Source organism: Kitasatospora sp. NPDC002040, assembly GCF_040296785.1.
GTDB lineage: Bacteria > Actinomycetota > Actinomycetes > Streptomycetales > Streptomycetaceae > Kitasatospora.
Genome location: NZ_JBEOXV010000005.1, coordinates 179,446 through 199,685, shown reverse-complemented (window position 1 = coordinate 199,685; position 20,240 = coordinate 179,446). Strand labels below are relative to the sequence as shown.

At 73.2% G+C, this 20,240-nt stretch carries 23 protein-coding genes and 1 pseudogene; 9 read left to right on the top strand and 15 right to left on the bottom strand.

Features of this window, described 5'->3' with window-relative positions; all coding sequences use genetic code 11:
- Positions 1-22 precede the first annotated feature (22 nt).
- A complete protein-coding gene (locus ABT118_RS16100) occupies positions 23-226 on the bottom strand; it encodes a helix-turn-helix transcriptional regulator (protein WP_350668934.1) in 204 nt (67 codons plus the stop codon).
- A 72-nt stretch (positions 227-298) separates the two neighbouring features.
- Here ABT118_RS16100 and ABT118_RS16095 point away from each other — a divergent pair, with 72 nt between their 5' ends.
- Positions 299-868, top strand: a complete 570-nt coding sequence (locus ABT118_RS16095; RefSeq protein ID WP_350668933.1) for an NUDIX domain-containing protein — start codon at positions 299-301, stop codon at positions 866-868.
- A 42-nt stretch (positions 869-910) separates the two neighbouring features.
- Here ABT118_RS16095 and ABT118_RS16090 read toward each other — a convergent pair whose 3' ends face one another.
- The 5 genes from ABT118_RS16090 to ABT118_RS16070 all read right to left on the bottom strand — a co-directional run bounded on the left by ABT118_RS16090 (position 911) and on the right by ABT118_RS16070 (position 6,748).
- On the bottom strand, positions 911-1,867 hold the full coding sequence (locus tag ABT118_RS16090) for an SAM-dependent methyltransferase (RefSeq protein ID WP_502884561.1): 957 nt from the start codon (positions 1,865-1,867) through the stop codon (positions 911-913).
- Positions 1,846-2,490 carry a cysteine hydrolase family protein gene (locus tag ABT118_RS16085; protein ID WP_350668930.1) on the bottom strand — a complete coding sequence of 215 codons (645 nt, stop codon included), beginning with the start codon at positions 2,488-2,490 and terminating at the stop codon, positions 1,846-1,848. Before ABT118_RS16085 ends, ABT118_RS16090 begins: the two co-directional genes overlap by 22 nt.
- Complete coding sequence (locus ABT118_RS16080; protein WP_350669215.1) at positions 2,490-3,572, bottom strand: isocitrate/isopropylmalate family dehydrogenase; 1,083 nt, start codon at positions 3,570-3,572, stop codon at positions 2,490-2,492. Before ABT118_RS16080 ends, ABT118_RS16085 begins: the two co-directional genes overlap by 1 nt.
- Positions 3,573-3,619: 47 nt before the next feature.
- Positions 3,620-4,156 carry an EF-hand domain-containing protein gene (locus ABT118_RS16075; protein ID WP_350668929.1) on the bottom strand — a complete coding sequence of 179 codons (537 nt, stop codon included), beginning with the start codon at positions 4,154-4,156 and terminating at the stop codon, positions 3,620-3,622.
- 240 nt (positions 4,157-4,396) lie between these two features.
- Positions 4,397-6,748, bottom strand: coding sequence for a Tex family protein (locus ABT118_RS16070; RefSeq protein ID WP_350669214.1), 2,352 nt, complete (start codon positions 6,746-6,748; stop codon positions 4,397-4,399).
- Between the two features lie 217 nt (positions 6,749-6,965).
- Between ABT118_RS16070 and ABT118_RS16065 the strand changes: the two genes are divergently transcribed.
- Entirely contained in the window at positions 6,966-8,282 is a 1,317-nt protein-coding gene (locus tag ABT118_RS16065) for a glycosyltransferase 87 family protein (protein WP_350668928.1), read from the top strand.
- 74 nt (positions 8,283-8,356) lie between these two features.
- Positions 8,357-8,818 carry a MarR family winged helix-turn-helix transcriptional regulator gene (locus tag ABT118_RS16060; RefSeq protein WP_350668927.1) on the top strand — a complete coding sequence of 154 codons (462 nt, stop codon included), beginning with the start codon at positions 8,357-8,359 and terminating at the stop codon, positions 8,816-8,818.
- 44 nt (positions 8,819-8,862) lie between these two features.
- On the opposite strand, the gene ABT118_RS16055 is transcribed toward ABT118_RS16060, so the two are convergent.
- The 3 genes from ABT118_RS16055 to ABT118_RS16045 all read right to left on the bottom strand — a co-directional run bounded on the left by ABT118_RS16055 (position 8,863) and on the right by ABT118_RS16045 (position 10,572).
- Positions 8,863-9,534 (bottom strand): hypothetical protein, encoded by a 672-nt coding sequence (locus ABT118_RS16055; RefSeq protein WP_350668926.1) that lies wholly within the window; start codon positions 9,532-9,534, stop codon positions 8,863-8,865.
- 128 nt (positions 9,535-9,662) lie between these two features.
- Positions 9,663-10,013 carry a VOC family protein gene (locus ABT118_RS16050; RefSeq protein WP_350668925.1) on the bottom strand — a complete coding sequence of 117 codons (351 nt, stop codon included), beginning with the start codon at positions 10,011-10,013 and terminating at the stop codon, positions 9,663-9,665.
- A gap of 106 nt (positions 10,014-10,119) precedes the next feature.
- Entirely contained in the window at positions 10,120-10,572 is a 453-nt protein-coding gene (locus ABT118_RS16045) for a MarR family winged helix-turn-helix transcriptional regulator (RefSeq protein WP_350668924.1), read from the bottom strand.
- Positions 10,573-10,685: 113 nt separating this feature from the next.
- Here ABT118_RS16045 and ABT118_RS16040 point away from each other — a divergent pair, with 113 nt between their 5' ends.
- Positions 10,686-11,060: a cupin domain-containing protein gene (locus tag ABT118_RS16040; protein WP_350668923.1), complete on the top strand. Its 375-nt coding sequence runs from the start codon at positions 10,686-10,688 to the stop codon at positions 11,058-11,060.
- A 35-nt stretch (positions 11,061-11,095) separates the two neighbouring features.
- Here the strand turns inward: ABT118_RS16040 and ABT118_RS16035 are convergent, their stop codons facing one another.
- Positions 11,096-11,890, bottom strand: coding sequence for an SGNH/GDSL hydrolase family protein (locus tag ABT118_RS16035; RefSeq protein ID WP_350668922.1), 795 nt, complete (start codon positions 11,888-11,890; stop codon positions 11,096-11,098).
- A 92-nt stretch (positions 11,891-11,982) separates the two neighbouring features.
- On the opposite strand from ABT118_RS16035, the gene ABT118_RS16030 reads away from it, so the two are divergent.
- On the top strand, positions 11,983-12,777 hold the full coding sequence (locus tag ABT118_RS16030) for a GNAT family N-acetyltransferase (protein ID WP_350668920.1): 795 nt from the start codon (positions 11,983-11,985) through the stop codon (positions 12,775-12,777).
- 60 nt (positions 12,778-12,837) lie between these two features.
- Here the strand turns inward: ABT118_RS16030 and ABT118_RS16025 are convergent, their stop codons facing one another.
- The 3 genes and pseudogenes from ABT118_RS16025 to ABT118_RS16015 form a co-directional block, all read right to left on the bottom strand.
- The gene (locus ABT118_RS16025; RefSeq protein WP_350668918.1) at positions 12,838-14,412 is read right to left on the bottom strand and encodes a S8 family peptidase; all 1,575 of its coding nucleotides are present in this window, start codon (positions 14,410-14,412) and stop codon (positions 12,838-12,840) included.
- Between the two features lie 277 nt (positions 14,413-14,689).
- Positions 14,690-15,151: a DUF3291 domain-containing protein gene (locus ABT118_RS16020; protein ID WP_350668917.1), complete on the bottom strand. Its 462-nt coding sequence runs from the start codon at positions 15,149-15,151 to the stop codon at positions 14,690-14,692.
- A 78-nt stretch (positions 15,152-15,229) separates the two neighbouring features.
- Positions 15,230-15,580, bottom strand: a pseudogene (locus ABT118_RS16015) (winged helix-turn-helix transcriptional regulator); the annotation flags it as partial.
- Between the two features lie 97 nt (positions 15,581-15,677).
- Here ABT118_RS16015 and ABT118_RS16010 point away from each other — a divergent pair.
- Complete coding sequence (locus ABT118_RS16010) at positions 15,678-16,889, top strand: pyridoxal phosphate-dependent aminotransferase (RefSeq protein ID WP_350668916.1); 1,212 nt, start codon at positions 15,678-15,680, stop codon at positions 16,887-16,889.
- A 31-nt stretch (positions 16,890-16,920) separates the two neighbouring features.
- Here ABT118_RS16010 and ABT118_RS16005 read toward each other — a convergent pair whose 3' ends face one another.
- Positions 16,921-17,622 (bottom strand): GNAT family N-acetyltransferase, encoded by a 702-nt coding sequence (locus tag ABT118_RS16005; protein ID WP_350668915.1) that lies wholly within the window; start codon positions 17,620-17,622, stop codon positions 16,921-16,923.
- A gap of 123 nt (positions 17,623-17,745) precedes the next feature.
- Between ABT118_RS16005 and ABT118_RS16000 the strand changes: the two genes are divergently transcribed.
- Together ABT118_RS16000 and ABT118_RS15995 are read left to right on the top strand one after the other, a co-directional pair.
- Complete coding sequence (locus ABT118_RS16000; protein WP_350668914.1) at positions 17,746-18,078, top strand: YnfA family protein; 333 nt, start codon at positions 17,746-17,748, stop codon at positions 18,076-18,078.
- Positions 18,079-18,200: 122 nt separating this feature from the next.
- Positions 18,201-18,686: a peroxiredoxin gene (locus ABT118_RS15995; RefSeq protein WP_350668913.1), complete on the top strand. Its 486-nt coding sequence runs from the start codon at positions 18,201-18,203 to the stop codon at positions 18,684-18,686.
- A gap of 2 nt (positions 18,687-18,688) precedes the next feature.
- On the opposite strand, the gene ABT118_RS15990 is transcribed toward ABT118_RS15995, so the two are convergent.
- On the bottom strand, positions 18,689-19,450 hold the full coding sequence (locus ABT118_RS15990) for a GNAT family N-acetyltransferase (RefSeq protein WP_350668912.1): 762 nt from the start codon (positions 19,448-19,450) through the stop codon (positions 18,689-18,691).
- 194 nt (positions 19,451-19,644) lie between these two features.
- Here ABT118_RS15990 and ABT118_RS15985 point away from each other — a divergent pair, with 194 nt between their 5' ends.
- Positions 19,645-20,118 carry a Dps family protein gene (locus ABT118_RS15985; RefSeq protein ID WP_350668911.1) on the top strand — a complete coding sequence of 158 codons (474 nt, stop codon included), beginning with the start codon at positions 19,645-19,647 and terminating at the stop codon, positions 20,116-20,118.
- The last annotated feature ends 122 nt before the right edge of the window (positions 20,119-20,240 follow it).

Below are 20,240 nucleotides of genomic sequence, written 5' to 3'. Positions count from 1 at the left end.
CCCTACGTCGGGCCAGGACCGGTCAGCCGACGGGGTCCTCCGGCTGGAAGACCTCCTCGACCGGGCAGCCGAAGAACCGGGCGATCCCGAGCGCCAGCGGGAGCGCCGGGTTGTACCGGCCGGTCTCGATCGCGTTCACGGTCTGCCGGGAGACTCCGAGCCGGGCGGCCAACTCCCTTTGGGACAACCCTTGTTGGGAGCGGAGTTCACGCAGTCTGTTGCGCACCCGTGAAACGTAGGGTGGACATGACGGGGAGTCAAGGGTGCTTTACACACCCGCCGGGACTACCATCTCAAAATGACGGACACCTCGGACAGAGCAAGGGAACTCGCGGACCTGGCGGCCCGGTTCCCGCAGTTGCACGCGCCCCAGCGCTGGGCCTGGGGCGGCATCGACGCACAGTTCTCGGCGGCACTGCCGCCCGACGAGCTCATCACCAACATCCACCTGGTGGGCTTCGCCGGCGACCAGGTGGTGCTCTGCCGGGACGCCAGGGGCCACTGGTTCCTGCCCGGCGGCACCCGGGAGGCGGCCGAGAGCATCGAGAGCTGCCTGGCCCGCGAGCTGCGCGAGGAGGCCGGCGCCCGGCTGCTGGGCGACCCGGTCTGGATCGGCGCCCACCGCTGCGTCACCGACCACCCGGTCCCCTACCGCCCCTGGCAGCCCCACCCCAAGAAGGCCTGGCTCTGGGGCTGGGCCGACGTCACGGTGGACTCCGAGCCCGGCAACCCCGAGGACGGCGAACAGGTGGTCGAGGTCCGCGCGATGGACCCGGCCGAGGCCCAGCGCCTGCTCACCCACCACCGCGAGACCTGGTGGCGCGAACTCGTCGCCCTCGCCGTGGAGTCGCGGAGCGGCGGCCACTGACCGCGACGGGCCCGCCCCGGGACCGGCGGGCCCGACAGCGGGTCAGCCCGGCCGGGAGCCGCTCCCCGGCACTGCCGGGAGCTCGGCGGGCCCGACCGCCCCGGCCGCCTCGGCGAAGACCCAGCGGTTGGCGGCCAGCGCGTCGTCCGGCTCGGGCCGCGGCCCCCGGCCGTGCAGCGCGGTGAACTCGTACGGGCTGTGCACCGTCACCGTCCAGCCCCCGGCGGCGAGTGCCGCCGCCGAGTCCGGCCGCCGGCCGGTGGCGAACAGGGCGGTCAGGTCGATGCCGAGCCGTTCCCTGGCCGCGACGTACACCGGGGCGGCCCGGATCGCCGCGGACTCCGCCGCCACCTCCTTCAGCTCGTACGCCAGGGTGCTGCCGGGGGCGCTCAGCGCCTGCACGGCGGCGATCAGCCGGCGCTCGGCGTCGGCCGGGAGGTAGAGCAGCAGCCCCTCGGCCAGCCAGGCGGTCGGTGCGGTCCGGTCGAATCCCGCCCGGGCCAGGGCGCCGGTCCAGTCCCCGCGAAGGTCGGCCGCGACCGTCCGGCGGGCTGCCGACGGCCGGGCGCCGGTGCGGTCCAGCACCGTCTGTTTGAACGTCAGCACCTGCTCGGTGTCGATCTCGTGGACCACGCAGCCGACCGGCCAGTCCAGCCGGAAGGCCCGGGTGTCCAGCCCCGCGCCCAGCAGCACCACCTGCCGCACGCCCGCGGCCGCCGACCGGAGCAGGTGGTCGTCCAGCACCCGGGTCCGCAGGCCGAAGTAGCGGCCGAGCCGGCCCCAGAGCGGATCGGCGGCACCGCCGGGCACCTGCTCCGGTCGGACCGGCCACCCTGCCGAGGCGGGGGCCGCCCGGACGAACTGCTCGGCCAGCGGATCGCGGGCCAGCGCGTCCGGCCGGTGGGTCTCGACGGCCCGGGCGGCGGCGACCAGCAGCGCCGTCCGCCCGACCCCGGCGGCGACCCCGTCCAGCACGCTCAGACCCGGGCCGGCGGACACGGCCGCTCCTCCCGCCGGGGCTCGGGCACCGCCCAGGCCGCCGGGTCGTCCCGGGTCAGGATCCGGGCGCCGTAGACGGTGCGGGCGAAACCCAGCACCTGGTCGGAGGGCAGGTGCAGCGCGGTGGTGCAGTCCGCGAGGACGGTGAGGTGGTGGCCCTTCTGGAAGGCGGTCCGGGCGGTGGAGTCCACGCACACGTCCGCGAACAGGCCGATCAGCACCAGGTGGCCGATGCCCCGCTCCCGCAGGTACGGCTCGAAGCCCTCGGCAAGGAAGGCGTCGAAGCAGGACAGCTTGGTGAAGACCCGCTCGCCCGGGGCGGGCGCGACCCCGTGGAACTCCGCACCCCAGCTCCCCTCCAGGCACTTCGGCGGCCGGCCCCGGCGCAGATCGCGGTCGCGCCAGGCGGGCCCCTGGTGCTCGGGGTCGCCGAGGAAGCGGACGAAGAGCACTTCCACCCCGCGCCGGCGGGCCTCGGCCACCGCCTGCACACTGCCCTCGACCACCCCCGCCAGCACTCCGGGGTTCCCGGCGAACCGGGCGGTCGCGACCGGCCCGGCGCAGAAGTCGTTCTGCAGGTCCACCACGACCAGTGCGGTGGCGCCCTGCGGCGGCCCGCCCATCAGCCGCGCACCGCGGCAGCGGGGACCTGGCCGCCGTCCCGGGCCTCGGCGAGCAGGCCGAGCAGCGCCTCGGTGACGGCGCCGGTGGAGTGGGTGCCCCCGAGGTCCGGGGTCCGCACCCCGCACTGCTCCAGCGCGAGGAGCGCGGCCTCGACCGCCCCGACCGCCCCGGGGACTCCGGCGTGCCGCTCGGCGACCCGGGCCGCCGCGCGGATCGTGGCCACCGGGTTCACCAGGTCGCGGCCGGCCAGGTCGTCCGCGGAGCCGTGCACGGTCTGGTACTCGACCAGGCCTGCGACGGCGGGGTCGAGGCAGACGTTCTCGGTGCAGCGGTTCTCCTGCCGTTCGGCCCCGAACCGGTCCAGCAGGACCACGTGCATGATGTCGGCCCACTCGTTCCCGGCGATCAGCAGGGTGCGCTCGGGCAGGCCGTGCGCGATCAGGTTCCGGTTCACCGTGTCGGGCTGGAACACCTCGATCGGCACCCCCAGCCGCCCGGCCACGCCGGCCACCCAGTGGTCGAACGCACCGTCCAGCAGGTGGAACTTGTAGGCCATCACGATCCGGTCGATCCGACCGTCCGGCCACTCCTGCCGGGCCCGCCGCACCGCGTACTCGACCACCGCCTCGGTGATCTCCTGACTGAACGTCAGGGTGCGGGTGAGCAGCCCGGGGGCGTGCTGGTTCTCCCCGGTGTAGAAGCCCTGGGCCTGGTCGCGGACCAGCAGCAGGGAGGTGCCCTCGTCCTGGAGCAGGTCGACCTTCACGGCCCGCAGCCGGCGCCGCACCAGGTAGAGCGACTGGGCGTTGATCGCGGTCCGGAACAGCGCGGTGGCACCCTCGGCGGCCAGGGTGCGGCAGAAGTCCTCGTAGTGCTCGGCGTCCTGCGCGGTCAGCTGCTGGACCCGGGTCGGTTCGCCCTCGGTGCGCAGCGAGACGTACGAGTGGTACAGCCGGGGGGACCGCACCACCCGCACCCCGGTCGGGTGGTCGGCGGTGAGGGCGCCCAGCACCCGCTCGAAGACGGTGGCGAGCTCCGGACCGGTGCCCCGGCCGACCGCGAGGCCGACCGGGGGAACGATCAGGGGATCGGCCGGGCCGCCGGTGCCGCTCTGCTGACCGATCAGGGTCACCGGGCCACCGCCGGGACCAGCCGGTCACCGGGGATGTCGGCCTTGTCGGGCTGGTAGTAGTCGCGGATGGCCTCGACCCAGACCGGCACCGGGACCAGGTCGCCGTCGACCGGGTCGAGGGCGTCGAACAGCGCGTGGATGTTGGGGAGTTCGAAGCCGATCGCGGTCATCAGGGCGACGAAGTCGGGCCGGGCCACCAGCTGGTCGCCGTTCAGATCGCCGAGCCCGGTCAGTGCCTCGGCGAACTCGTCCACCACGGCGTCGAACCGCTTCGGGTCCAGCACCACGGCGGTGAACTCCTCCGGGCTGATCCGCCCGTCCCCGTCCACGTCCAACTCGTGCACCAGGACCTGCCAGTAGCGTCCGAGCGAGGCGATCAGACGCTCCTGAGCGGCAGCGTCTGCCTGCGGCAGGGCGGCGATGATCCGACGGCCCATCAGGTCGAAGTCGGCCGGCTCGAGGACGCCGTTGCCATCGGCGTCGAAGAGCGAGAACACAAGCCCGACGCGGTCGTTGGCCGCAAAAGTGGTCATGGCGGAGCGCCTCTCTGTCCGGTGGAGAGTGGACGGCCGGGAGCAGGGCCCGGCCGCCGCCCCAGTATCGGGGCGCGCCCGGGCGCCGGGTCGGCAACCACCGTCAGCCGCACGGCTTTTACACCCGATCGAGGGAATCCGCCGCCAGGACGGCCCGAACCGGCCCCGCAGCGCCGGACGCCCCGACCCCTTGCTCGGGGCCGGGGCGTCCGGTTCAACTCGGCCGGGCGGCCGGTCGGTTCACTTCCCCAGGCCGGCCCGGCGCAGCGCGTCCGCCATCGCGCTGTTGGCGGCGGGAGCGGGTGCCGGAGCGTTCCTGCGGTCCTGCCTGGGCGGCTTGGGCCCCCGGCCGCGGTCCCCGCCGCGGTCGCGGTCCCCGCCGCGCTCCCCGCCACGGTCGCGGTCGCGCGGCGCCGCCTGGCCGACCTCGTCGTCCAGCCGGAGCGTCAGCCCGATCCGCTTGCGCGGCACGTCCACCGTCACCACCCGCACCCGGACGATGTCGCCGGGCTTGACCACCTCGCGCGGGTCCTTGACGAAGTTCTTGGACAGCGCCGAGACGTGCACCAGGCCGTCCTGGTGCACGCCCACGTCCACGAACGCGCCGAACGCGGCCACGTTCGTGACCACGCCCTCCAGCACCATGCCCACCTCCAGGTCGCCGATCTTGTCGACGCCCTCCTTGAAGGTCGCGGTGCGGAAGGCGGGCCGCGGGTCGCGCCCGGGCTTGTCCAGCTCGCCGAGGATGTCGGTGACGGTCGGGACGCCGAAGGTCTCGTCCGCGAAGTCGGTCGGCCGGAGTGCGCGCAGCGCCGCCCCGTTGCCGATCAGCGCCCGCAGGTCGCCCCCGGTCGCGGCCAGGATCCGCCGCACCACGGGGTACGCCTCGGGGTGCACCCCGGAGGCGTCCAGCGGGTCGTCGCCGCCGGGCACCCGGAGGAAGCCCGCGCACTGCTCGAACGCCTTCGGCCCGAGCCGCGCCACGTCCTTGAGCGCGCGCCTGGTCCGGAACGGACCGTTCGCGTCGCGGTGCGCGACGATGTTGTCGGCCAGCGTGCCGGTGACCCCGGAGACCCGGGTGAGCAGCGGCGCCGAGGCGGTGTTGACGTCCACGCCGACCGCGTTGACGCAGTCCTCGACCACCGCGTCCAGCGAGCGGGAGAGCTTCACCTCGCTCAGGTCGTGCTGGTACTGGCCGACCCCGATCGACTTGGGGTCGATCTTCACCAGCTCGGCCAGCGGGTCCTGCAGCCGCCGGGCGATCGAGACCGCGCCCCGGATCGAGACGTTCAGGTCCGGCAGCTCCTGCGAGGCGAAGGCCGAGGCGGAGTACACCGAGGCACCCGCCTCCGAGACCATCGCCTTGGTGAGCTTCAGCTCGGGGTGACGCTTGATCAGGTCCTCGGCCAGCTTGTCGGTCTCCCGGGAGGCGGTGCCGTTGCCGATCGCGATCAGTTCGACGTCGTGCTTCTTCGCCAGGGCCGCGAGGGTGGCGATCGAGGCGTCCCACTTGTTGGCGGGCTGGTGCGGGTAGATGGTGTCGTACCCGAGCACCTTGCCGGTGGCGTCCACCACGGCGACCTTGACGCCGGTGCGGAAGCCCGGGTCGAGGCCCATGGTGGCGCGGGTGCCGGCCGGGGCGGCGAGCAGCAGGTCGCGCAGGTTGGCGGCGAACACCCGGACCGCCTCGTCCTCGGCCTCCTGCCGCAGCCGGGTGCGCAGGTCGATGCCGAGCCGGACCAGGATCCTGGTCCGCCAGGCCCAGCGCACGGTGTCGCCGAGCCACTTGTCGGCGGGGCGGCCCCGGTCGGCGATGCCGAACTTCGCCGCGATCCGCCGCTCGTAGTCGTTCTCGCCGGGCAGGTCGCCGTCGGCGCCCTCGTACGGGGAGAGTTCGAGGTCGAGCACCTCCTCCTTCTCGCCGCGCAGCATCGCCAGGATGCGGTGCGAGGGGAGCTTGCCGTACGGCTCGGAGAAGTCGAAGTAGTCGGCGAACTTGGCGCCGTCCTGCTCCTTGCCGCCCCGGACGGTGGCGACCAGGCGGCCCCGGGTCCACATCCGCTCGCGCAGCGTGCCGACCAGGTCGGCATCCTCGCCGAAGCGCTCGACCAGGATCGACCGGGCGCCCTCCAGGGCGGCCGGGGCGTCGGCCACCGACTCGTTCAGGTAGCCCGCCGCCAGTGCGGCCGGGTCCTGGGACGGGTCGGCCAGCAGGGTGTCGGCGAGCGGTTCGAGACCGGCCTCGCGGGCGATCTGCGCCTTGGTGCGCCGCTTGGGCTTGTACGGGAGGTAGATGTCCTCCAGCCGGGCCTTGGAGTCGGCGGCCAGGATCTGCGCGCGCAGCGCGTCGTCCAGCTTCCCCTGGCTCTCCACCGACTCCAGCACGGCGGTCCGCCGCTCCTCCAGCTCGCGCAGGTAGCGCAGCCGCTCCTCGAGGGTGCGCAGCTGGGTGTCGTCGAGCTCGCCGGTGACCTCCTTGCGGTAGCGCGCGATGAAGGGCACCGTCGCGCCGCCGTCGAGGAGTTCGACGGCGGACCTCACCTGCCCCTCCCGTACGCCCAGCTCTTCGGCGATCTTCCGTTCGACTGACATGGTCACGAAGCCGGTCACCTTCTCCTGGATGCAAGCCTGAGTTCCGCCAGTATTCTGGCAGGTGACCGGGACCGGACGGGTGCGACCGTGTCCTCGGGGTGGCGTGGCGCGTTGTGCTGACGGTCGGTACGCCGCCGTCCCCGGGCGGCGGACCGGCCCGATCCGTCTGTGCTGTGACAGATCGCACAGACACCTTCTCGTGCCCGTGGAGGCCACGGTGGCGCAGGCCCCAACCCCGGTGACCCAGTGGGGAATGCCGCAGAGCGGTCCGTTCCGCTGGAGCCGGCCGAGCAGTTGGCCGCGCGAGGCCCTCGCCCTGGCCGGGTACTGGCTCGCGAGCCGGCTGGTCATGGTCGGGATGCTCCGCTCCGGCAAGGCCGAGCAGGCGATCGAGGTGCACCGCACCTACTTCCACTGGTTCGAGGTGCTCAGCCGGGGGACCTTCCCGGTCGACGACGTCACCTGGCAGTACCCGCCCGGTGCGGCGCTGGCCATGCTCGCTCCCGGACTGCTGCCGTTCCTGACCTACCTCCAGGCCTTCGTGGTGCTGATGCTGGCCACCGACGCGCTCACCCAGGGCGCGCTGGTCCGGGTCTCGCTGCGCCGCAACGGCGGCCTGCACCGGGGCCGTTCCACCGCCGGGGCCTGGCTCTGGGCCCTCGCCCTGCCGCTGCTCCTGGGGCTCCCGTACGGCCGGTACGACCTGCCGGTCACCGCGCTCGCGATGGCCGCGCTGATCCTGCTGCCCAGCCGTCCGCGGCTCGGTGGGGCGCTGGCCGGGCTGGGGGCGATGGTGAAGGTCTGGCCCGCGCTGGTGCTGCTCGGCGCCCCGCGCGGCCGGAGCACCCGGCAGGCCTGGACCTCGATGTGCGCGGCCGCGCTGGCGCTGCTGCTGGTGCTGGTCGCCCTGTTCGACGGCACCCTCAACTTCCTGACGGCGCAACAGGGGCGGGGCATCGAGATCGAGTCGATCGGCGGCAGCGTGCTCCAGGTGGCCCGGCTGCTCGGCTGGCCCGGCGAGGTCCACCAGCACTACGGCTCACTGGAGTTCATCGGCCCGCACGTCGCCGCGGTGGCCCAGGTCTCGGTGCTGCTGACCGGCGTCGCCTTCGGCTGGCTGCTGTTCTGGCGCTTCCGGGCCCGCCGCTGGAACGCCGCGCTGCCGTACGACGCCGCACTGACGGCCGTGCTGCTGTTCACCGTCACCAGCCGGGTGATCAGCCCGCAGTACCTGATCTGGCTGATCGGCCTCGGCGCGGTCTGCCTCTCCGTCCGGGGCAGCTCCCAACGGCCGGTCGTCCTGCTGCTGTTGGTGGCCGTGGGGGTCACCACCGTGGACTACCCGCTGTTCTTCGACGCGGTGATCAGCGGCACCTGGAAGGCCACCGTCGTGATCGTGCTGCGCAACCTGCTGCTGCTCGCCGCGGCCCTCTGGTCGGCCGGCCGGCTCTGGCGGGTCAGCGCCTCGCCCGCCGTCGCCGTCGAGGAGCAGGCCCCCCAGGTCCGGCGCGGCCCGATCCGGGTGGCGGGCTGACGGCCGCCGCTCCGACCGGGCGGTTCGGAGCGCGCACCGGCCTTTCCCGGGTGGGCTGCCGTAACCTGTCCCGCATGGGGAAGTCCACGGACGGGCCGCCGGGAGTCGTCACCGCGCTGGTGCGCTCCGCCTTCCTGGTGAACGCCGTCTACACCGAGTCGGGCCGGGGCTTCGGCCTGACGCCCCAACAGGGCCAGCTGCTCTGCGTCCTGATGGGCCGGCCGTACGGGATGACCGAGCTCGGCGCGGTGCTGGGCCTGGCCAAGTCCAGCCTCACCGGCCTGGTCGACCGGACCGCCCAGCGCGACCTGGTGCACCGCGAGCCCGACCCGGCGGACCGCCGCGCCATCCGGGTCGCCCTCACCGCCCGGGGCACCCGCGTCGCCGAGGAGTTCTACGCCGAGACCTGCCGCCGGGTCAGGACCCTCCCCGCCGGGCTGAGCCACCCCGAGCGCGACCGCCTCGCCGAACTGCTCGGCCGGATGGTGCTCGACAACCAGGTCCCCGCCGTCTTCCTGGAGCTGGACGAGACCTGACGCCACGTCAGGACAGCGCCGCGGCATCGACCGTCCGGTGCCGGTCAGCCCTTCAGGCGGAGGTCCCAGATCGTCAGCTCGGCGTCCAGTTCGCCGTAGCTGCCTCGCATGTAGTAGGTCTTGGTGACCTTCAGCAGGCCGATCGGCGAGGTCTCGTTGACGACGCAGACCTGGTCGCCCGCGACCACGTCGACCACGGTCTGCTGCTGGGTCTGCAGCAGGTTGCGGCATCCCTCGGCGGTCGGTGCGGCGGAGTCGGTCCACACGGCGGTGGTGCCCTTCACCGTCATGCCGCTCCCCCCGGTACGGGCCGCGCCGGGGCGGAGGAACTGGCCCTCCACCTGGGTCGGCGGCACCTGGGTCAGGTCGATGCCCTCCATGCCGAGCACGATCTTCCCGGTCCAGCGCACCGTCGCCGCGGCGGGGGCCGCCGGGGTCGGCTTGGGGGTGGTGGCGGCGGCGGTCGCCCCTGCGGTCGGGGCAGGCGGCGGTGCGACCACCGACGTGGTCGGGGAGGGGGCGGTCTGCGAGCTGCTGCCCGTGAACGCCGCGACGGCGCTGGCCACTCCGGCGGCCGCGCTCACCGCCGCCGCCACCACGCCCCAGACCATCACCGGTGAACGCCGGTGCGCCTCCCCCGGCGCCGGTGTCGGCGGCGACGCCGGCATCGGCGGCACGCCGGACCCGTCGCCGGAAGGCGGTGGCTGCTGCTGCATGGTTACCCCCGAGTGCGCTGGCGGCCGCACGACAGAGGTCCGTGCGCCGATGGATCACCGGGCACGATAGCAACTTCCTGACGGCCTGTCGGAGCCCGAGCCGCGGCCGGACCGTGCCCCACAGCCCGTCAGAGCCCGTGCGCCACCGGGTGGGCGGGCTGGTAGAGCGGCAGTTCGTAGCCGCTCGGCAGCGGGATCGCGGTGACCGTGCCCCAGCTCTGCCGGGTCGGCGGCGCGACCGGCCGGACGCCGTGCTCGGCCAACCGGGCCAGCACGGCGTCCAGGTCGTCGCACATCAGGTAGCACTCGCTGTGCGGCGGGGCCTCGGTCGGGTGGAAGGCCAGCTCGGCCGGCGGGAGTTTGAAGAGCAGCCAGCCGTGCCCGGCGTCGACATGGGCGAAGCCGAGCACGTCCCGGACGAACGCCCGGTCGGCCTCGGCGTCCTGGCTGTGCAGAATCACGTGTGCGCCACTGAACATGACCCGATCGTAGGAGCCGCGCCGCCGCCCTGCGGGCAGGCGCGCCCCGGCGGACCGGAGTGCGCCCGGTGCGCCGATCAGCTTCCGTCCGTGTGGCGACCGCCGCTCACCACACCGGCCTCAGCCGCCCCGACGGGGCCAACCGGGCCAGGTCGTCGTGGAGTTCGCGGAGCCGCTCGGCCCCGAGCACCGACTCCCACGGGACCACCGCCTCGGCGGCGGCGGCATCGGCGGCGCGGGTGCAGGCCCAGCCGCGGCCGGTCAGTTCGATCAGTTTGGCGCGCGCGTCGGTGGGGTGCGGGTGACGGTCGACATAGCCCTTGCGGACCAGTTCCTCCACCATCTGACTGGCGGCCTGTTTGGTGACGCCCAGGTGTTCGGCCAGCTCGTTGACGGTGGCACCGTCCGGGGCGAGCCGGGCGAAGGCGAAGCCGTGGGCCGGGCGGAGGTCCTCGAAACCGCGCCGGCGAACGCCCGCGTCGATGGCGTGGACCAGGTCGGCACTCAGGGCGATCAGCAGCGGAGGGATGCTCAGGGCGATGGAGTCGGGCTCGCTCATGCGCGAGATTGTGCCACTCATTTGTGTCATTCCCTTGACGCAGATGGTCAAGCTGCTTGACCATAAAGACAAGCAGCTTGACCATCTGGCGAAACCCAGGAAGCAGGAGACCCTTGCCCGTCATCCGCAGCGCCCAGGCCACCGTGCACGAGATCCACGGTGCCCGCTTCACCTCCCACGCCGGCTCCTCCACCGGCAGCGCCACGCTCCGCGCCTGGCGGCTCGACCTCCCGGCCGGGACTCCCGGCACCGAACACACCGTCAGCCACGAGGAGGTGCTCCACCTGCTGGCGGGCACCCCCGACGTCGTACTGGACGGCGAGCGGAGCACCCTGGCCCCCGGCGACACCGTCATCGTCCCGGCCGGCGCCAGGCTCTGCCTCGACAACCCCGGCGATCAGCCCGCCACCGCCTGGGTCACCACCACCGTCGGCCTCCGGGCCACCCTCGCCGACGGCACCGTGCTCGCCCCACCGTGGGCCAACTGAGGCCGACCGCCGACGCGACGTCAGCCCTTGGTACGTCAGCCCTCGTACGGCAGCAGCTCGGCCCGCTTCGGCGCCCGGCCGTCGCCGGAGGACTTCCCGGTGAGGCGGCGCCCGATCCACGGCCCGAGGTGGATCCGCAGCCAGCGCAGGTCGGCGGCCAGCTTGGCCCCCCGGCCGCGCGGCGCGGCGGCGGGCAGCGGCGCCCGCCAGTCGAACGGGGCGGGTCGGCCGAGCGCCTCCAGGACGGCGACCGCCACCCGGCGGTGGCCCTCCGGGGAGAGGTGCAGCCGGTCCTCGTCCCAGAGCCTGCGGTCGTCGAAGCAGGGCGCCGAGAAGAGGTCGACCACCCGCAGGCGGGGATCGGCCTTGGCCAGCCCCTCCACGAAGGCCTTCATCCGCAGGATCGCGGGCAGCAGCCTGGCACTGCCGCCGAGCCGCCTGGTCGGATCGGTGCTGGTGAACATCACCACCGTGCCGCCGCCCGCCAGCAGGCGCTCGGCCGCCGCGCCGAGCAGCCGCTCGACCCGGTCGATGTCGCAGCCGGGACGCAGCACGTCGTTCAGCCCGCCGGCCAGGGTGACCAGCTCGGCCCCCATCGCGACCGCGTCGTCCAGCTGCTCGTCGTGGATCTGGCCGATCAGCTTCCCGCGCACCGCCAGGTTGGCGTAGCGGAAGCCGGGGCCCTGCTCGGCGGCCAGCGCCCGGGCGACCCGGTCGGCCCAGCCGAGGAACTGCCCGTCGGGGCGCAGCTCGTCGCACATGCCCTCGGTGAAGGAGTCCCCTACGGCGACATAGCTGCGGTACGCGGTGGCGGTGGTGGTGTTGTCCATAGCGGACCGATCGTACGCGCCCCGGTGCCCGCCGGTGGGGCGGGGCCCGATATCGGGTGGCGGTCCGCGCGGGTGGCTGGTTGCATGCGCGCGTGACCGATCTCCTCGACCGCCTCGAGCGGTACTACGACGCCGTACCCCGCAGTGCCGCCCGGGCAGAGGCCTTCGGGCCGCTGTCGCTCTTCGTCCGGGAGGGCGAGGGCTGGCCCTACTACGCCCGGCCCACCCTCGGCTGGACCGGTGCGCCCGTGACGGTCGCGGACGTGGAGCGGGTCCGGGCCCGGCAGCGCGAGCTAGGCGTGCCGGAGAGCTTCGAGTGGGTCGCCGAGACCGCGCCGGAGCTCCGGGCCGCCGTCGAGGGCTCCGGGCTCCCGGTGCACGGCCATCCGCTGATGGTGCTGGACCCGGACGCTCCGGTCCTGACCAGCACCGCCCGGGTGGTCGGCGCCGACGATCCGGCCCTGGCCGAGGCGCTGGCGGTGGCCTACCTCTCCTTCGCCGAGCCCGGCACCGCGATCGGCACCGCCGGACCGGACGAACTCGCCGCCATGACCGCCCAGTTGACCGCCGACGGCACCGCCGCCCGGATCGCCGGGCGGATCCGGGACGGCCTGACGGTGGTCGCCGCCGCGTTCGGCCCGGACGGCAACGCGCTCTGCGGCGGCCAGCACCAGCCGGTCGGCCCGGTCAGCGAACTGGTCGGCATCGGCACCCTGCCGTCGGCCCGCCGCCAGGGCCTCGGGTACGCGGTCACCGCCGCTCTGGTGGCGGATGCCCGGGCGCGCGGGGTGGAGACGGTCTTCCTCTCGGCCGGCGACCAGGACGTGGCCCGGATCTACGGCCGGGTGGGCTTCCGTCCGGTCGGCACGGCACTGATCGCCGACTGACCCAGCGCGACGCGCCGGAGCCGCAGGGGCGGCTCCGGCGCGTCAGGGACTGACCAGTCGTCAGAACTGGAGCGCCCAGCGGTCGATCTTGCCGGTGTCGGCATTGGCGTTGTCGCTGACCCGCAGCTTCCAGACGCCGTTGGCGAGTTCGGCCGAGGCGTTGACGGTGAAGGTCCCGATCACGTTGTCGGCGCTGCCGCCGTCGCCGTAGTTCTTGATCAGGTAGGTCGAGCCGTCGGGCGCGACCAGGTCGACCTTGAGGTCGCCCTTGTAGGTGTGCTTGATGTCGACCTCGACGCTCAGCGCGGCGGGGGCGTTACCGGTGACGCCGCTGACGGTGATCGGCGACTCGACGGTGGTGTTGTCGGCGATCGCGTAGTCGACGGCGTTCTCGAACTTCGGCCCGGTGGGCGGGGTGGTGCCGCCGGTGCCGACGTAGAGCAGCTTGTTCGGCGAGCCGGTGCCCGGGCTGGTCACCACCCCGCTGGTGGCGTTGTTGACCAGCGCGGTGGCCACCTGGGCCGGGGTGTCGGTGCGGTGGTCGGCCAGCCAGAGCGCGGCCGCGCCGACCACGTGCGGGGTGGCCATCGAGGTGCCGGAGATGGTGTTGCTGGCGGTGTCGCCGGTGTTCCAGGAGGACGTGATGCTGGAGCCGGGCGCGAACAGGTCCACCAGCGAACCGTAGTTGGAGAAGCTGGAGCGCGCGTCGGTGCTGGTGGTCGAGCCCACCGTGATGGCCTCGGCGACCCGGGCCGGGGAGTGGGTGCTGGCGTTCTGGTTGTCGTTGCCCGCCGCGACCCCGTAGGTCACGCCCGAGGCGATCGACCGGCGGACGGCGGCGTCCAGCACGTCGTCCACCCCGCCGCCCAGGCTCATGTTGGCCACGGCCGGCTTGACCGCGTTGGCGGTCACCCAGTCGATGCCCGCCACGACCTGCTCGGTGGTGCCGGAGCCGGAGTTGTCGAGCACCCGGACGGCGACGATCTTCGCCTTCTTGGCCACGCCGTACGAGTTGCCCGCGACCGTACCGGCCACGTGGGTGCCGTGGCCGTGGCCGTCCTGGGCGACGTTGTCGTTGTCGATCGCGTCGTAGCCGTTGCTGGCCCGGCCGCCGAACTCGCCGTGGGTGATCCGCACTCCGGTGTCGATGATGTAGGCGGTGACGCCCTCGCCGGCGGTGTCCGGGTAGCTGTAACTGCTGTTCAGGGGCAGGGCCTTCTGGTCGATCCGGTCCAGGCCCCAGGAGGGCGGGCTCGGCTGGGTGGCGTCGACGTGGAAGATGCGGTTCTGGCTCACCGCGGCGACCGCCGGGTCGGCGGCCAGCCGCTTCGCCTGCGCCTCGGAGATCCGGGCGGCGAAGCCGTTCAGCGCCGCCGTGTAGGTCCGGGTGATCTTCGCGCCGTACTTCTGCGCGAGCGCCCGGCCGTGGTCCGAACCGGCGGCCGCGAAGCCCTGGTTGAGCACCACGATGTAGCTGTCCTTGACGGTGTCCGGGGCGCCGGCGTTGGCGATCACACCGTCCGCTCCGGCCGCGGCCGAGGCGGGCAGCGCCGAGCCCAGGCCGAGGGCCAGCGCGGCCACGGTGGCGGCCGTGGCGGCGATCAGGCCGCGCCGGGAGTGACGTATCACTGCCATCAGGGGGTTCCTCCTCGGTGGGGGCGGTACGTGCTCAACTGCCGTAATCGGTCCGGCAGATGGGGTCCGATCCGGGCACGGCGGCGGATGGGCGCGCACTGATCATGCATGCCCATGACAAAGAAGGGGACGGCATCGGCCCCGTACTGTTTCCGACCGCCGATGAAAGGCTGACGCATCGGCGGCCGGGCACACAAGAGCCGGGAACGATTGTCACGTGCAGGACACATTCGGACGGCGTTCAACCACCGTCCGCACCAACGGCACTGACCGTTCGTCAGTCCTGGCCCGGAGCGGGCGCGGGGAAGGTCTCGCGGAGCGTGAACACTTCGGGCGTCGGCCCCGTGGCCCGCAGCTCGACCAGCTTCTGCTCCGCCTCCGCGACGGTCGGCCGATGCCCGGCAGGCACCCACCAGAGCGCCGTCATAGCCTCACCGGCCCGGCTGAACCACTCCCGGCGGCGGCGCAGCACGGCGATGTGCCCGGGGCTGTAGACGAAGGCCTCCAGGACGTCCGGGTCGTCCCAGACCGACATGTTGACGATCAGCCAGTCGTCCTCGAAGATCCGCACCGTGCCCCCGGCGGCGGAGTCGGTGAGCCGCCAGACGAAGCCGTCGGCCTCCTCGGCCAGGGCGTTGACCGGGTCCAGGGCGGCGACGAAGTCGGCGAGTTCGGGGCCGTCGAGCGGGAAGAGCAGCCGGGATATGTTGATCTGCGCGAGCTGGTGATGAGCCGTCATGGGCCGGACGATAGCCCGGACGGCCGATCGCCCCCGGGCAATTTCAGCCCTTGGTCACCCGGTCGGCGCGCCGGTCACCCAGTGCTCGCGGACGGCGTCGGTGGGCCGGGGGTCGCCCAGCGCGTCCAGGCCCCAGGCGCCCAGCGCCTCCACCACCGGACGCAGCGTCAGCCCGCGCTCGGTGAGCAGGTAGACCACCGCGTTGGCGGGCCGTTCCAGCTTGCGGCGCTCCACCACGCCCTCGCCCTCCAGCTGCTTGAGCCGGGTGGCCAGGATGTCGGTCGACACCCCCGGCAGGTCGGCGTGCAGGTCGGTGTAGCGGCGCGGCCCGTCCAGGAGCTCACGGACGATCAGGAGGCTCCAGCGCTCTCCCACCGCGTCCAGGGCGCGGGCGACGGCGCAGTACTGGTCGTAGCTTCGGCGTGACATGTGGATCAGCATAGCCAAAAGGTTGGACTTTCCAAGTAGATACTTGGTAGAACAAAGCAACCGAATGATGGCGCGGTGCGACGGTCGGGAGGCCGCAGTGGAGTTTCGGCAGTCCAGCAAGCTGGCGGGCGTGTGTTACGAGATCCGCGGCCCGGTGGTCGAGCAGGCCAACGCGCTGGAGGCGGCGGGGCACAGCGTCCTGCGACTGAACACCGGCAACCCCGCCCCGTTCGGCTTCGAGGCGCCGGAGGAGATCCTCCAGGACATCATCCGTAACCTCCCCAACGCGCACGGCTACAGCGACTCGCGCGGCATCCTGCCGGCCCGGCGCGCGGTGGTGCAGTACTACCAGCAGCGCGGCGTCAGCGGGGTGACGGTCAATGACGTCTACCTCGGCAACGGGGCCTCCGAGCTGATCCAGATGGCGGTCCAGGCGCTGGTCGACGACGGCGACGAAGTCCTGGTCCCCGCACCGGACTTCCCGCTCTGGACGGCGGTGGTCCGGCTGGCCGGCGGCAAGGCGGTGCACTACCTGTGCGACGAGGAGGCGGAGTGGTACCCCGACCTCGACGACATCGCCTCGAAGATCAACCACCGCACCAAGGCCATCGTGGTGATCAACCCGAACAACCCGACCGGCGCGGTCTACCCGAAGGAACTGCTGCTCGGCATCCTCGAACTCGCCCGCCGGCACGGCCTGATGGTCCTCGCCGACGAGATCTACGACAAGATCCTCTACGACGGCGTCGAGCACCACTGCCTGGCCGCGCTCGCCGACGACGTGATCACCCTGACCTTCAACGGCCTCTCCAAGGCCTACCGGGTGGCGGGCTTCCGCAGCGGCTGGCTGGTGGTCTCGGGCCCCAAGCAGCACGCCAAGGACTACCTGGAGGGGCTGACCATGCTCGCGGGCATGCGGCTGTGCCCCAACGTCCCGGCCCAGTACGCCGTCCAGGCCGCCCTGGGCGGGCACCAGTCGATCCAGGACCTCACCCTGCCGAACGGCCGCCTGACCGAGCAGCGCGACGTCACCTGGCGGGCGCTGAACGAGATCCCCGGCGTCAGCTGCGTCAAGCCCAAGGGCGCGCTGTACGCCTTCGCCAAGCTGGACCCGGCCGTGCACCGGATCGTCGACGACGAGCGCTTCGTGCTCGACCTGCTGCTCCGCGAGAAGATCCACATCGTCCAGGGCACCGGCTTCAACTGGCCCCGCCCGGACCACTTCCGCTTCGTCACCCTCCCCCGCGCCGACGACCTGGAGACGGCGATCAGCCGGATCGGACGCTTCCTCACCACCTACCGCCAGTAGGCCGCCGACCGGGACGCCCGCCGACCCTGGGTCAGGCGGGCGCAGCGGCGCCGAGGAAGGTGACCGCGCGCCGCTGCCGGAACCCCAGCGCCTCGTACAGCCGGATCGCGTTGGTGTTGTCCCCCGCCGCGTGCAGGAACGGGATCTCGCCGCGCTCCCGGATGCCCGCCACCACGGCCAGGACCAGCCGGGACGCCAAGCCCTCGCCCCGGTGGGCGGGGTCGGTGCAGACCGCGCTGATCTCGACATGGCCGGGCGGGTGCATCCGCTCCCCCGCCATCGCGATCAGCACCCCGTCCCGGCGGATGCCCAGGTAGCTGCCCAGCTCCACCGTCCGGGGCAGGAACGGCCCCGGACGGGTCCGCTCGACCAGCGCCAGCATCTCCGGCACGTCGGCCGGGCCCAGCGGCACCGCCTCGGGCTCCGCCTTGCCGACCACGTCCGCACCGACCAGTTGGACGCCTTCGAGATCGAAGGTCACCTCCCAGTCCGCGGGCGGCCGCACCGCCGCGTCCACCGCCAGCAGCGCCCAGCCCTTCGGCCCCACCAGCGCGGCCAGATCCGCCCAGTCCGCCGCGCCCGGCTGCTCCGGCAGCGCGTGGAACGGCGTCACGTCCCCCGGGTAGCGCGCCGCCCGGCCGCGACATTCGGCGAAGTGCGCGTGCGGCCCGGCCAGTGCCGACCAGGCCGGGTTGTCCAGCGGATGCCGATCCGACCCGAGGTTCCCGGACATGAGGTTCCCGCTCCGTTCTCCCGCGCCCACCCGGCGCGGCCCGGGCCCATCGTACGTCCCGCCCGACGGACGGTCAGGGCGCTGTGGAAGCCTCGGAGCACGGCTGCTCACTAGGCTCTCCCCATGACCGTGCTGCGCTCCGTCGCCCTGTTCGCCGTCGCCGCCGTGGCCGAGATCGGCGGCTGCTGGCTGATCTGGCAGAGCGTCCGCGAATCCCGCCCCTGGTGGCTGGCCGGCCTCGGCATCGTCGTCCTCGGCGGCTACGGCTTCCTCGCCGCCCTCCAGCCCTCCTCCGACTTCGGCCGCGTCCTCGCCGCCTACGGCGGCGTCTTCGTGGCCGGATCCCTGCTCTGGGCCATGGCCTTCGACGGCTTCCGCCCCACCCGCGCCGACCTCCTGGGCGCCACCATCTGCCTGGCCGGCGTCGCGGTCATCATGTACGGCCCCCGCCGCTGAGGCAGCCGGCCGTCCTGGACCCCTGTCGCGGTCGGACAATGCGCCGGGAAACGGCTCGGAGCACATACAGTGATGCACCGTTGGTACCGCAGGCGTCCCGCGCTGCCCAGGAGGGGAAGTCCATGGCCAAGCCGCCCCAGGTCGGAGCGTCCGCTCCGTCGTTCACGCTGCCCGGTCTGCTGCTCGCCGAGGACGTGGTGGAGCGGCGCGAGTACCGGTTGGAGGAGGCCAAGGGCAGTCCGCTGGTGCTGGTCTTCTACCCGGGGGACGACACGCCGGTCTGCACCAAGCAGCTCTGCGAGTACACCTCCGAGCTGGACCGGTTCAAGGACCTCGGCGCCACGGTGTGGGGGATCAGCCCGCAGGACCTGGACAGCCACGAGCGGTTCGCGCGCAAGCACCGGCTGGCGTTCCCGCTGCTGGCCGACCCGGACCGGGCGGTGGCGCGGGCGTACGGGATCAGCGTGCCGGGGCTGGGGCTGCGACGTTCGGTGTTCATCCTGGACGGCGGCGGCACGGTCACCTGGCGGCACATCGCCCTGGCCGGTCTGACGTTCCAGCACACCGACACCCTGACCGCCGAGTTGGCGGCGCTCGGCGGGAGCTGAGCTCAGCCCCGGGTGAAGGAGTGGCACTCGCCGATCGGGGTGAAGCCGCGGCGGGTGTACCAGTGGATCGGCCAGTCGTCCGCGTCGGCGATCAGGAAGCGCAGCGGGTAGGCGGCCGCGCGGTGCAGGGCGGTGTCGAGAACGGTGCCGCCGTGGCCCCGGCCGGTGTGGTCGAGGGCGGTGACCAGGTCCTCGATCTGGGCGGTGCCGGTGGACGGGTCGAGGTAGAGGTCGGCCCAGGCGGCGACCGTGCCGTCGGTGTCGCGGGAACCGAGGAAGAGCACCTCGGGGGCACCGTTGCGGCGGGCCGCCCGACGGGCGATCAGCTGCTCGACGGTCGCCTCGGAGGCCTCCGGCATCCAGTCCCGCAGCCGGGCCTCGTACGGGGGCGCCAGCTCGGACACCTCCACCGGCTCGGCCGGGACGGACGGGACCGGGACGGGGCCCTGGTGCAGCATCACCACCTCGGTCATGTGCCGGTACCCCGCCGCCTCGAAGGCCAGGACGCAGGCAGCGCCCGACTCGGCGTCGTAGAGCGTCAGTTGGCGGTGGTCCGCGTGCGCCAGCGCCCGCTCCGCCAGCGCGAGCAGCGCGTCGGGCCCGCCGACCGCCCGGTCGAGGTGCAGCTGGTTGTGCTCGTACGACAGCGGGAACGCCGCGTTCAGAACCAGGAAGCCGCCCGGCACCTCCTGGACCTCGGTCGCCTGCCGCCGGGCGAAGGCGGTCCGGAAGGCGTTGGCGCGCAGCAGCTCACTGGTGGACATCCGCCGATGGTAGGGGAGAGCGCTCGGCGGCCGAAGCGAATTGTCCGCTCCGCCTCACCCCGGCCGGGCTTCGGATCGCGCCAGGACCGCGCCCTGGCCCCGGGCTCGCCCGCCGACGCCCTTATGCCCTCTTTGTCCGCTTCCTGTGGCATGCTGGCCAGCGGAGTCGAGCCCAGTCTCAGGAGGCATGCCCGATGTACGGAATCAAGAGCCCGCTGCCGGACGCCGACCGCAAGGTGGTCGGCGACGCACTGCAGGGAGCACTGGTCGACCTGGTCGATCTCTCGCTGGTGGCCAAGCAGTTGCACTGGAACGTGGTCGGCCCCCGGTTCCGCTCGGTCCACCTCCAGCTGGACGAGGTGGTCGCGCTGGCCCGCCTGCACGCCGACACCGTCGCCGAGCGGGCGGCCGCGATCGGCGTCTCCCCGGACGGCCGGGCCAAGACCGTCGCCGACACCAGCGGGATCTCCGTCGCCCCGGAGGGCCCGGTGGCCGACTCGGCCACCGTCGGCACCCTGGTGGACGCCCTGGCCGCCGTGATCATCCGGATGCGCGACCGGATCGACGTCACCGCCGATCCCGACCCGATCAGCCAGGACATCCTGATCGGCCTCACCGCCGACCTGGAGAAGTACTCCTGGATGGCCCAGGCGGAGAACACCGTCTGACCGGACGACTGCTGACCTGGCCGCTTCCCGGCCCCGGCCGCCCACCGCACCCTGCGGTGGGCGGCCGCGTCATGGCAGTATTCGTGATCGGACGTCAACACACGGGGTGCGGGCGAGGGTTC